This is a genomic window from Streptomyces sp. YIM 130001, from assembly GCF_003574445.1.
Classification (GTDB): Bacteria; Actinomycetota; Actinomycetes; order Streptomycetales; family Streptomycetaceae; genus Streptomyces.
The window spans coordinates 508,327-520,679 of record NZ_KZ984549.1; the positions used below are offsets into that span (position 1 = coordinate 508,327).

At 71.0% G+C, this 12,353-nt stretch carries 9 protein-coding genes; 2 read left to right on the forward strand and 7 right to left on the reverse strand.

Going from position 1 to position 12,353, the window contains the following annotated elements; translation table 11 throughout:
• Positions 1 to 61 precede the first annotated feature (61 nt).
• The 6 genes from DSC45_RS05455 to DSC45_RS05480 form a co-directional block, all read right to left on the reverse strand.
• Complete coding sequence (locus tag DSC45_RS05455; protein WP_119287578.1) at positions 62 to 1,369, reverse strand: NAD(P)/FAD-dependent oxidoreductase; 1,308 nt, start codon at positions 1,367 to 1,369, stop codon at positions 62 to 64.
• A gap of 112 nt (positions 1,370 to 1,481) precedes the next feature.
• On the reverse strand, positions 1,482 to 2,729 hold the full coding sequence (locus DSC45_RS05460) for a PucR family transcriptional regulator (protein ID WP_119287580.1): 1,248 nt from the start codon (positions 2,727 to 2,729) through the stop codon (positions 1,482 to 1,484).
• Between the two features lie 32 nt (positions 2,730 to 2,761).
• Positions 2,762 to 4,564 (reverse strand): ABC transporter ATP-binding protein, encoded by a 1,803-nt coding sequence (locus DSC45_RS05465; protein WP_119287581.1) that lies wholly within the window; start codon positions 4,562 to 4,564, stop codon positions 2,762 to 2,764.
• The gene (locus DSC45_RS05470; protein ID WP_119287583.1) at positions 4,561 to 5,415 is read right to left on the reverse strand and encodes an ABC transporter permease; all 855 of its coding nucleotides are present in this window, start codon (positions 5,413 to 5,415) and stop codon (positions 4,561 to 4,563) included. Before DSC45_RS05470 ends, DSC45_RS05465 begins: the two co-directional genes overlap by 4 nt.
• The gene (locus DSC45_RS05475) at positions 5,415 to 6,377 is read right to left on the reverse strand and encodes an ABC transporter permease (RefSeq protein WP_119287585.1); all 963 of its coding nucleotides are present in this window, start codon (positions 6,375 to 6,377) and stop codon (positions 5,415 to 5,417) included. The genes DSC45_RS05470 and DSC45_RS05475 overlap by 1 nt, the downstream gene beginning before the upstream one ends.
• A 5-nt stretch (positions 6,378 to 6,382) precedes the next feature.
• The gene (locus DSC45_RS05480; protein WP_119287587.1) at positions 6,383 to 8,008 is read right to left on the reverse strand and encodes an ABC transporter substrate-binding protein; all 1,626 of its coding nucleotides are present in this window, start codon (positions 8,006 to 8,008) and stop codon (positions 6,383 to 6,385) included.
• Between the two features lie 211 nt (positions 8,009 to 8,219).
• Between DSC45_RS05480 and DSC45_RS05485 the strand changes: the two genes are divergently transcribed.
• Positions 8,220 to 9,911 (forward strand): gamma-glutamyltransferase, encoded by a 1,692-nt coding sequence (locus DSC45_RS05485; RefSeq protein ID WP_205571248.1) that lies wholly within the window; start codon positions 8,220 to 8,222, stop codon positions 9,909 to 9,911.
• Between the two features lie 306 nt (positions 9,912 to 10,217).
• Here the strand turns inward: DSC45_RS05485 and DSC45_RS05490 are convergent, their stop codons facing one another.
• Positions 10,218 to 11,438: a metal-dependent hydrolase family protein gene (locus DSC45_RS05490; protein WP_119287589.1), complete on the reverse strand. Its 1,221-nt coding sequence runs from the start codon at positions 11,436 to 11,438 to the stop codon at positions 10,218 to 10,220.
• 186 nt (positions 11,439 to 11,624) lie between these two features.
• Between DSC45_RS05490 and DSC45_RS05495 the strand changes: the two genes are divergently transcribed.
• A complete protein-coding gene (locus tag DSC45_RS05495; protein WP_119287591.1) occupies positions 11,625 to 12,347 on the forward strand; it encodes a winged helix-turn-helix domain-containing protein in 723 nt (240 codons plus the stop codon).
• Positions 12,348 to 12,353: the final 6 nt, after the last annotated feature.

A 12,353-nucleotide genomic window follows, 5' to 3' on the forward strand; every position in this document is an offset into this window, starting at 1 on the left:
AGCGTCGCGGTGGCCGGGCACTGCGGATGCCCACCGGCGCCGCGAGACCGTATGCCGGTGCTCAGCCCATGACGCCGGAGGCCGCGCCGTCCCCGTCGACCGGTCGCATCCGGCTGTACTGGGAGAGGTCGATCTTGTGGCCGGTCCGCGGCAGGGCGACGTGGACCGGGTCCTGGTCGTGGTCGTGGCCGTTCTCGCAGGCCCTGATGATCGCGGTGAGGAACTGGCCGACGACGGGGGCGTTCTTGAACTGATTGCCGCTGGTGCCGATCGCGACGTAGTAGCCCGGCAGTTCGGTCCGGTCGTAGATCGGGGTCCAGTCGTCGGCGACGTCGTAGACGCCGGCGACACCTCGTGGGGCGCCGGGCACCTGCAAGGTGGGCAGCCGCCGGGCGGCCCGGTAGACCTGGGCGGCGTACAGGGCCTGCGTCGGGTGCATGTGATACGCGTCGGGGTCCTCCAGCCACTGCAACTCGTCGCATTCGGGCTCGGTTCCGCCGACGATCAGTCCGCCGCTGGGAGTGCCGCGGAAGTACGTGCCCAGATCGGTGTCCGCGACCAGCGGGCCGGGCCCGTCGGGGCTGTAGCCCTCGGGGGCGCGCACCTCGTGCACCTCCTGCCGCAGCGGGCGGGTGTGCACCGTGAACGACTCCCCCACGCCCGCCAGTTCGTTGACGGCGCCGGAGTGCGGTCCCGCCACGTTGACCACGACCGGGGCGGACAGTTCGCTGCCGTCGGCGAGGGTGACGCCGGTGATGCGGCCGGAGCTGTGCACCGCGGTGACGCGGCTGCGGAACTTGAAGGTCGCCCCGTGCCGGCGGGCCGCCGTCATCAGGTTGTGCGCGGCCAGTTGCGGATCGTCGATGAATCCGCTGTCGGGCGTCCAGTAGCCGGTGAGTTCGCCGTCGGGTCCCGCGTCCCAGAAGTCGTCGTCGGAGAGGGCCTTGGGCGGGTAGTAGCGGCCGGTCTCGAGCAGCGGCAGTCGTTCCCGGATGGTGGCCGCGTCCCAGTCCTCGTACTCCACGCCGACCTCGTCGAACAGGGACAGCACCCGGGTGCGGTCCTGTCGCGGTGTGTCCAGGGTCAGTCCGCCGGTGGTGAAGAAGCCTGCCAGGCCGGCGTCGTCACTGCCGCCGAGGTGGCCGGCCCAGTCCTGCCAGGCGTGCCTGGACTCCCACGCTGCGGCCACCCCGGCGAAGGTGGAGTAGTTGAACCGTACGACCGCGGACGAGGCGCTGGTGGATCCGCTGCCCGCGGTGGGACCGCCGTCGACGGCACACACCCGCCATCCGTCGGCGGCGAGCGCATGGGTGACGGAGCTGCCGATGACCCCGGCCCCGATGACGATGGCGTCGAACGATTCGCGCATGACCTGCCTCCTGTGATCGGAGGTCGAGCCTAGGATCGGGGCGCCCCTGCGGGTATCTACTGCTGCTGACTGTTCGACCGGCTGTGACTGACAGCTGTAGACCGGGCCGCGGTCAGGCCAGACCGATCCTGTCGAACGACCCGGTGAGCCTGGCCATCTTCAGGCCGAGGTGCAGGGTCAGCCGGTCGAGGCCGTCGCGGAGATCGAGTCCCGACACCTCTTCGATCCGACCGATGCGCTGGTAGAGCGTGGTGCGGTGGATGTGCAGGGTGTCCGCTGCCCGCTGCGCGTCACCGGCGTAGTCGAGATAGACCTCCGCGGTGGACATCAGTACCTCGGCGTTCTTGCTGCGCGCGAGACGCAGCAGCGGCACCGGATAGGCGGCGGACTGTGCCTCGTGCGGCGGGATCTGGGCCAGCAGTGCGTAGACGCCCAGGGATTCCCACTGCAGTACGGAGCCGAGCCCCGGGAGGAACTCCGCGGCGCGTGCCGCGACGAGTGCCTGGTCGTAGGAGACGGCGGCCTTTCCGAGGCCTTCCTGGGCCAGGCCGATGCCGGCGACCGCTCGCCGCCGGGTGACTCGGCCGACGGAGTCCACGACGCGGCGGCACACCTCGGTGAGGAGCTGCCCGTTGCGGCTGTGCCGGCCGGTGACGAGGAGTACGGCCCGGCGTCGCTGCAGCGACGTGAGGCAGTCCATGTCGGGGTACGCGCCGACGGTCTGCCGTACGGCCTGGGCGAGCGCCAGCTCCGCCGCGTCGTGCGAGGAGGCACCGCCGCCGGCTCCGTCGGCTCCCGTGTCGCTGCGCGCCAGTTGGACGGCGACGACGGTGGCGGATGACGGATCCCCCACCACCCCTTCGTCCTCGATGTCGGCTTCGGCCCGCAGCCGGGCCGCCGGATCGGCCGCGAGGAGCTCGCGCAGCAGGCCGTCGTGCAGCGACTGCCGGCGCTCGGAGTCGAGGTTGTGGCGGTACATCAGCAGCGCGATGGTCTCCAGCGCCGCCGCCGTCTCGGTGATCTCCTCGTCGGTGAGGCTCTCGTCCTTGTCGATGAGCCAGAGATAGCCGAGGAGCACCTTCGCGTAGCGGACCGGGAAGCAGACCCGGGCCGTCGAGTCGAACTGCGGCATGGCCGGCAGCCGGGTGTGTCCCTCTGCCTGGTCGATCCCGGACAGTACGGTCTGCGCGATCTCGTCGGTGACCTCGCGGCCGAGCACCGACTGGACGCGGACGGGGTCCTCGTCTCCGTAGTGCTTGCTGGCCACGATCAGATGGATGGCGGGATCGTCCACGGCGACGGAGCGCTGAAGCCGGTCGGCCAGGCCGTCGACGATCTCCTGCAGCCCGTCCGTCCGCATGCCACTTCCTTGCTGTCGCCACCTCTGCCCGTTCAGGGTACGTCCGGTTCCGGGACCGCAGGAGCGCCGGGAACGGCCTCGATCAGCTGCCGGGTGTAGTCGTGCCGTGGATCGCCCAGGACCGTGTCGGTGGCCCCGTACTCGACGACCTCGCCGTGCAGGAGCACCACCAGCCGGTCGGCCATCTGCCGTACGACGGACAGGTCGTGGGTGATGAACAGCATGCTCATGCCCGTGCTGCGGCGGATGTCCCTGAGCAGTTCGAGGATCTGCGCCTGGGCGGAGACATCGAGGGCGGCGACGGGTTCGTCGCAGATGAGCAGCCTGGGCTGGACGGCGAGCGCGCGGGCGATCGCCACCCTCTGCCGCTCGCCGCCGGAGAGCGCGGCCGGTCTGCGCGCCGCGTACGAGGCGGGCAGGCCCACTCGGGTCAGCAGCTCGGCCGGGTCACCGCTGTTCCCGGGACCCTGGCCCGCGGCCTCGCGCAGGGCGGTGCCGATGGTCAGGCTGGGGTTGAGCGAGGAGTACGGGTCCTGGAAAACGGCCTGGACCAGGGTGTGGGCGTGCTTCGGCCGCCGTCGTCCGGTGATCTCGACGCCGCCGAGGTCGATACGGCCACTGTCGGGGGAAGCGAGGCCGAGCAGGCAGCGGGCGATGGTGGACTTCCCCGAGCCGGTCTCCCCGACGAGGCCGACGCACTCCCCCTCGCGAACCTCGAGGCTGACGCGTTGCAGCGCCACGGTGGTGTGCGGGCGGCCGATCAGGGGCGTGCTGCGGAAGGTTTTGCGGACGTCGGTGAGCGCGGCGACGGTAGGGGCGCTGGCGGCCGGGGCGGGCGGCGGTGTTCCGTGCAGCTCGACGGCGACGGGGGCGAGGTCGATCTCCGGCAGCCGCAGGCAGGCCGACGCGCGCTCGTCCCCGAGGGGTTCCAGCGGCGGGCGGGCGGTGGTGCAGACGTCCTCGGCCCACTGGCAGCGGTCGGCGAAGGCACAGCGGGCTCCGACGCTGTCGGCGGACGGCACCGAGCCGGGGATGGAGACCAGCTCGTCGGCGTAGTGGCCGAGCGGTGGCTCGGACCGGAGCAGTCCGTGGCTGTACGGGTGTGCGGGGCTCTGTTCCAGGGCCTTGGCGGGCCCGGTCTCGAGGACCGAACCCGCGTACATGACGTGGATGCGGTCGCAGACGTCGAAGGCGACCCGCAGGTCGTGGGTGATCAGGATCAGCGCCATGCCGCGGCGCTGCTGTATGTCCTTGAGCAGCCTCAGGACGTCGTCCTGGGTGGTGGCGTCGAGTGCGGTGGTCGGCTCGTCGGCGATGAGCAGCCGCGGGTCGCCGGCCAGCGCGCAGGCGAGCGAGACACGCTGGCGCATGCCGCCGGAGAGTTGGTACGGGCGACGGTCGGCGACGTCCGGCGGCAGGTTGACCTCGTCGAGGCGGCGGACGACCTCGTCCCGCAGTGCGGCGCGGTCACGGCGCGGGCCGGGCAACGACTCGGCGATGCCGGCACCCGCGGTCTGCAGCGGGTTGAGCATGGTGAACGGGTCCTGCAGCAGCAGGCTGAGGGACGTGCCGCGCAAGGGACGCAGCTGCTTCTCCGTGGCCCCGACGAGTTCCTGGCCGTCGAAGTGGACCGAGCCGTGGGCGGCGAGGCCACGGGGAAGCAGTCCGGTGATCGCCCGTGCGGTCAGGGACTTGCCGCTGCCGGACTCGCCGACGATGCCCAAGGTCTGTCCCTCGGCGACGTCGAGGCCGACCTCGCGTAGGAGTACCGACGGGCGTCCGCGTCGTCCGGCGGTGGTGACGCCGAGCCGGTCGGTCGACAGCAGCGGTTTCATGCGCGGCCCCCTCGGCGGTCGAGCCGCTCCTGCGCCCAGTCCCCGAGGAGCGAGGCGCTGATGGCGGTCAGGCAGAGCAGCACCGCGGGAGCCAGGGACAGCCACGGGTTCTCCGCGACCAGGGTCTGCCCCTCGGCGAGCATGCGCCCCCAGTCCGGGCTGTCGGCGGAGACGCCGAGTCCGAGATAACTCATGGCGGTGAATCCGATCAGTGCGGCGACGAAGTCCAGCAGGAAGGTGGCGACGAGGGTGGGCAGCACATTGGGCAGGACGTGCCGCACCACGATGCGCGCGGGGTGGATGCCCAGGGTGCGGGCGGCGTCGACGTAGGGCAGACGTACCTGCACCTGGGCCGCGCTGCGGGTCAGCCGGATCTGACCGGGCACGCCGAGAGCCAGCAGAACCCCGGCGGTCACCCAGTAGCCCCCGCCGAGCGCGCCCACCGCCACGATGGCGATCAGCAGCGCGGGCAGCGCGTAGACCAGGTCGGCGAAGCGGCCCGCGAGGCTGTCCGTCAGACCGCCGAAGTAGGCCGCGGCCAGGCCGAGTCCACTGCCGACCAGCAGGCAGCCCAGGGCCACGACGAGCGGCCCGAGGAGCGCCGCACCGGTGCCGGCGAGGAGCTGTGACATGACGTCGTGGCCGAGTTGGTCGGTGCCGAGCAGATGGCCGGGGCCGGAATCGCTGACGCTGAGCGCGGGGTTCTGCGCCAACGGGTCGTGCGGCGCGAGGGTCTCGCCGACGACGGCGACGATCGTCAGGAGCGCGAGGAACGTGCCGCACAGCAGCGGCACCGCTTTGACGCGTATCCGCGGACGGCGTTCCTCGGCAGGAATCACTGCGGCGGCCATCAGGTCCTCCCGCTCGGGGACAGGCGCGTACGGGGATCGATCACCAGGGCGAGGACATCGACCAGGAGGTTGACCACGACGACCAAGGCAGCGACGCAGATCGTGACGCCCTGCACGACCGGCATGTCCTTGGCGTTCACGGACTGCACCATCAGCTGTCCCACACCCGGCAGCGAGAACACCGACTCCACCAGAGCGGCGCCCGAGATGGCCACGATCAGCAGCAGTCCCGCCGCCGTGACCACGGGCAGCGCGGTGTTGCGCAGTGCGTAACGCACCATGATCCGCCGCCTGTTCAGGCCCCGGGCCCGGGCGAAGGTGATGTAGTCCTGCTCCATCACATGCAGTACCGCGGCTCGCGACTGGCGCATCAGCAGGGCGACGAGGTTGACGGCCAGGGCCACGGCCGGCAGTACGAGATGGGAGAGCCGGTCGGCGAAGCCGCTGTCGCCCGCGCCGTAGACCGGGAACCATCCCAACTGCACCCCGAAGACGTGGATCAGCAGGATCCCGACCGCGAATCCGGGGATGCTCATGCCGACGATGGCTCCCGCCGAAGCGGTCCTGTCCAGCTTCCCGCCGCTGCGCACCCCGGCGGCCACCCCGATCGTCACGCCGAAGACGCACACCAGGATCAGTGCGCATCCCGCGAGTTGCAGGGTGAGCGGCAGTTGGGCGGAGATCGTCCGCGTCACCGGCTCCCCGGACTGCATGGAGACGCCGAGATCGCCGCCGAGTGCGTCCGTCAGCCAGTGCCCGTACTGGACGATGAACGGATCGTCGAGGTGGTATCGCGCCTCGATGGCGCGGACGGCCTCGGGAGTGGGCTGCTGGTCGCCGAGGAGGGTGTCCACCACCGAACCGGGGCTGAGCGTCAGCAGACTGAAGACGAGCAGCCCGACGGCGAGCAGGATCACGACCGTGCCGGCGAGGCGTTTCGCGACGAACCGGAGGACGGGCACCGGGCTCAGCCGGCCTTCAGCGCGGACGCCCAGGTGCCGTTGACCATGAGGTCGAAGAGGGTGACCTTCTTGGAGAAGGTGAAGCCCTCTCCGAGGACGGCCACCGTGTCTGGGTTGTAGAGCGGCACGTACGGCACATCGTCGGCGATGTTCCTCAGGAGGGTCTGAGCGGCCTTCCAGCGCTGGGCCTTGTCGGTGGAGGTGGTGAGCCGGGCGTAGGCCTTCTCGGACTCCGGGTCGCTCCAGTTCGCGAGGTTGAAGCGGCGCGGAGCGATGTTCTCCTTGCCGGTCGTCTTGCTCAGGATGGCGATGGGATCCGGGATCGGGGCGACGAGTTGCATGGAGTGCGGGCCCTTCCTGTGGCCGTAGACGGCCTCCGTCCACTGCGGCTGGCTGAGCGGCTTGGGCTTGATGGTGACGCCGAGCGGCTTCATGTTCTGCTGCAGGTTGAGCACCACCAGCTCGGAGAAGGGGGCGCCGGTCAGATAGGGCACGGTGAGGGTGAAGCCCTTGGGACGCTTCGACTTCGCCAGTTCCGCGCGGGCCTTCTTCGGATCGAGGTCGTACTGCGGCAGTCCGGCGAGGAAGTTCTTCGCCTCCTGCTCGCTCGATGCCACGGGTGCCAGGACTCCGGGCGGCACCATGCCGTTCAACAGCTCGGCGTGCTTGCCGAATCCGGCGCTCATCACCCCGCTCCGGTCGACGGAGTACGCGATGGCCTTGCGTACGTGGACGTCGTCGAGCGGCGCCGTGCGGGTGTCCAGGGACAGGAAGGTGCTGGAGAGCGACGGCAGCGGGTACAGCCGCGCCTTGTCGATCCCTTCCCACTGGTCCGCGGTCTTGAGGTTGCCGATCAGGGCGCCCTGGATCTCGCCCGAACGCATCGCCAGCTGCGCGGTGTTGTCCTGCGGAATGAACCGGAAGGTGATCCGGTCCATGGCGGGCTTCTTCCCCTCGAAGTGCGGATTGCGCTCGAGCCGCACCTGCTGCTTCGTGTACGCGACGACCTTGTACGGGCCGGTGCCCACGGGCACGGCGGCGGCCGTGCCCAACTCCTTCGCGTGCGCCTCGGCGAACTTGGCGTCCTGGACGAAGCCGATGACGGCGAGCGACTGCCGGGCCGTCGGATCCGGGTAGCGGAGTTTCACGGTCACCTCGTCGGCGCCGGTCGCCGACGCGCTCTTGAAGGAGCGGACGTTCCCCGCCGTCTGCGCGCCGGCGGCGGTGTCCGTGACATGTCGCAGGCTCCACACGGCGTCCGCGGCGGTCATGGTCCGTCCGCTGGAGAACTTCACGCCCTTGCGGAGTGAGTAGACGAGGGTGGTGGCGTCGGGCTGTTCCACCGACGAGGCGAGACCCGGCGACAGTTTCCCGTCCACGGAGATGTGCTCCAGCTTCTCGGTGGCCGGCGCCATCATCTGCATGATGTTTCCGTCGTAGTGCTTCGTGATGTCGAGGGAGATCGGCGCCGCGCTCTGCGCGAAGGTGAACTCCTTGGCGCCGGACGCTCCCGCCGATCCGCTGCCGCCTCCCGTACAGCCCGCGGCCAGGGCGAGGGAGCAGGCGCCCGCGCCCACCGCCCACGCCCTGCTACGTCGTGATCGCTTCGTGCGTGTGCTGCTCAGCCGCATGGTTCGCTCCTCGGAGGGACACGGTTCGGCCGGACCGGCACGTCCAGGCAGGCGTCGAGTATGCGGCGGTCGTGACGGGCGCCACTATCGGCGGTTGTCGAGGAAACCCGCGCACATGCCCTACAGGCGTCGGGTTCCGCGGCCTCGTTCCCGCTCCTACTGTCCGCGGCAGAGCAGTCCCGACCGAAGGTCCGACGGACAGGGAGCCACGATGACGGCGAGCACCATCCAGTACCTCGGCGCGCAGGGCGACGACCCGCTCGGCGGCGGCCGCGTAGGACCGAAGACGGCCGTGCGGGCAGGGCGGGCCGTGTGCTCGAGCCAGCACCCCACCGTCACGGGGACGATGACCGACGTACTGCGCTCCGGCGGCAACGCCGTCGACGCCGCGATCGCCGGCAGCATCGTCCAAGCCGTGGTGCAGCAGGACATGACCAACCACACCGGCACCGTCACCGGCCTCTTCCACGAAGCAGCCACGGGCCGCATCCACGAACTGAACTCCATGGGCCGGATCGTGCCGGGCCTGGCGGCGCACCACCGCGTGCCGGGCGGCAAGGGCCTGTACTCGCCGGTCGGCACCCGCGGCCCCATGTCCGTGATCCCCGGCTTCATGCCCGGGATGAAGGCGATGTACGAGCGCTTCGGCAGCAAGCCGTGGGGCGACCTCGTGGCGCCCGCCGTCGCAGCCGCCGAGGACGGCCACATCGTCACGTCCTTCGAGACGCTCGTGCTCGCGCAGACGGTCGACTTCTTCCTCTACACACCCTCCGGCCGCGCCCACTTCACTCCCGACGGGCACCTGCCGCAGGCCGGCGACCGCTGGTCACAGCCCGCTCTCGCGAAGACCATGGCGGCACTTGCCGCAGAGGGTCCGGACTACTTCATCACCGGCGGCTGGGCCCGCAACTTCGTCAAGCGCGCCAATGAACTGCAGTGGCCCATCACCCTCGATCACATGACGGTGCTGCCCGCGCAGTGGCGCGAGCCACGGACGTGGAAGCACCGCGACCACGAGGTCGTCCAGCTCTCCGCCCCTGACCGGCAGGCCGTGTACTGCGCCCTCGTCCTCGGCATCCTCCGGCACCTGGACGTCCGCTCGGCCGGCCACTTCACCGACTCGCCGGAAGCCGGCTACTACATGGGGCACGCCCTGCGCCTGGCCCATCAGGAGACCGGCTTCATCAACGATCCGGACCTCTTCGAGGACCCCAGCGAGATCCTCGTCGACGACGACTACCTCGCCTTCCTGGCGGCCAAGCTCCGGCGCAGCCGCCCGCGCACCGACCTGACGGCCCACGTCGAACTCACCCGCGGCCGCAACGCCCTGCACGCCGCCGGGTCGGCGTCCGAACAGCCCGCGGGCAGCTGCGAGTTGAGCGTCGTCGACGCCGACGGCAACTGGGTGCAGATGATGAACACCCTGCAGAGCGGCGGCATAGCGGGCGAGGTCGTGGACGGAGTCCCCATGGTCGGCAGCCACATGGTCAACTCCCTGTCGTCGCCGATCTCCGGCTGGCTCACGGGCGGTGGCGGGATGCGCGCCATGCTCAGCAACACCCTGGTCCTCCGCGACGGCAAGCCGGTGGTGGCTCTCGGCAGCCCCGGAAACGTCCACTGCACCGTCCCGCAGGTGCTGGCCAACATCCTCGAGTACGGCATGGATCCGATCGAGGCGGAGGACAGGCCGCGGATGCTTCCGCTGACCGACGACTACGAGCTGTCGGTCGAGAGCCGGGTGGGCCAGGAGTACGTCGACGGCCTGGCCCGCCTCGGGGTCCTGGTCAACCCGCTGCCGGCGTACGACTACCACATGGGCTCGTACCAGATGAGCTGGCTCGACGGCGACGTGTTGAAGGGCGGGGTCGGACCGCGCCGTGAAGGAATGGCGCAGGGCATTTAGCGCCTGACCGGCCGCACACGTGCACGGGACCGGCGGACGTGTGCGGCCGGCTGCGGGAGGGAGGATCCGGGCAGCGGCCCGGCTCGTCCTTCGACCCCGAGGGGCCGGTCCTCCCGCACGCGGCGGCGCATCTCGGCCATGGCAGAGCGTTGCTGTACGCCGAGCGGCGGGCCCACCGGCCGGAGTTGCCTCGCCCGTCGGCGTGGTGAGCAGAGGCGTCCGGTCCACGCGGCGCGTGCCGTCCCGACGCGTTGAGCGGGACCTGCGGCATGCCGCGTGCCGCACGCCGGTCGCGGCCCGGCAGCGTCACCGGATGTCCTTGACGACCTCACCGTTCTTGATGACGAGGACGATGCGCTCGCGCCGGTCGAAGAGCGCGGGGTCGTCGAGCGGGTTCCCGGCGAAGGCCACGAGGTCGGCCCGCTTGCCGACCTCGACGGTGCCCACCTCGTCGCCGATGCCCAGGATCCCGGCGTTCACCGAGGTGGCCGCCATCAGTGCTTCCATCGGCGACTCCACCTCGGACCTGAGCACCAGCTCGTTGCCCCGGTGCTCCTGATGCGGCCCGATCAGGTCGGATCCGGATCCGACCCGCACTCCGGCCGCCCGCGAGGCCCTGATCGCGTCGATCTGGCCCTGCTGCACACTCGCGGCGCGATCGGCCACCTCGGGCGGCAGTCCCGCGCTCGCCGTGTCGTCGAGCAGCGCCTGAACGACCGCCAGGGTCGGCACGTGCGCGACATCATGAGCGGCCATCAGCGCTGCGGTGGCCTCGTCGATGCCCGAACCGTGCTCGACGCACCGCACTCCGGCCGCCACGGCATTGCGGATACCGGCGTTGTTGTGCGCGTGCACGGTCACGTACGTCCCGCGGGCCGCGGCTTCCTCGACCGCGACGGCGATCTCCGCACGGCTGAACTGGGTGTCGGAGACGTTGTCGTGCAAGGACACGACACCGCCGGTGACGCAGAGCTTCAGGAAGCTCGCACCGCGCCGGAACGACTCACGTACGTGCTTGCGCAGTTCGTCCGGGCCGTCCGACAGGATGGACAGCGTCCGCAGACCGGGGATGCCGTGGTCGTTCCAGCGTTCGGCGGCTTCCCAGAAACCGCCCAGATGACCATGCCCACCGGTCTGGCAGTGCGCCGGTCCGCTGTGCAGAATCCGCGGCCCGGGAACGATGCCGTCGGCCACCACCTGCGCCACACCGTCGTCCAGGCCACCCGGTTCCCTGACCGTGGTGAATCCACCGTCGAGCGTCTGCGCGCAGTTGGCGAAGATGTCGGCCGCGATCCGCGCCACGGACAGCTCATGCCGGAAGCCGTCGGAGACATCGCTCGACAGACCCAGGTGCGCATGCGCGTCGATCAGGCCCGGCGTCAGCGTGAGTCCGCCGCAGTCGACGACCTCCGCCCCGGCCGCGGGCGCCTGCTCCAGGCCGGTGATGCGTCCGTCCTCGACACGCACCGCCACCTTCCGGGGCTCCGCCCCGGTCCCGTCGACGAGTGTTGCTCCTGCAAGCCACATGCGATCTCCCGGATACGTCGGACGGGCGGACAGGGGGATCGTAGTGACGGTGCGCGACCCCGGCTATCGCTGTCCGTCGCGCCCACAACTGCCGCGACGCTACGGGTGATGCGGGCCCGCCGCTGCCCGGCCGCGGGCGCGAATGCTTCGGCGGTCGCCGAAACGTCGTCGTCGTATCGTGGCGTCATGACCAGGGACCGGGACTTCACACGACTGGGGAAGGCGCTCGGTGCGCCCGCACGGTCGGTGTTCCTCAATCTGCTGATGGACGGGGCCAGGCGCCCGGCGGGCGAACTGGCGCGAGCGGCCGGGGTCAGCGCCTCGACCGCGTCGGAACATCTGACGGTGCTCGTCGAGGCCGGTCTGGTGACCTGCGAGGCCCGCGGGCGCAGCCGCTACTACGCCCTCGCGGGGCCCCGGGTCGCCACCGCCCTCGAGGCGCTCGGCGCCCTCACCGGGCCGGCGCCGGTCTCCGGATATCGGCTCAGTCGCCAGATGGAGCGCCTGGCGGCGGCACGGCTGTGCTACGACCACCTCGCCGGGCGGCTCGGCATCGCCCTTGCCGACGCCTGGACGGCGCAGGGATGGCTGGCCGACCGCGAGGCGCTCGCCCTCACCGCCGCGGGTACCGAGGGGCTGCGCGGGATCGGTGTCGACGTCGACGAGGCGATCGCGGCCCGCCGCCCCACCACCCGTGTCTGCCTGGACTGGACGGAACGCCGGGACCATCTCGCGGGCGCCCTGGGGGCTGCGGTCGGGCGGCGGTTCCTGGCGGCGGAGTGGGTGGTGCGCCACCGGTCGGGGCGCGGCCTGGACGTGACGGCCGCAGGGCACGCCTTCGTACGCCGGACGTGGGGCATCGACCTGGGGGCTGGACCGTCTGACGGCGTGTCCGACTCCGTCTCGTAGCCGGGC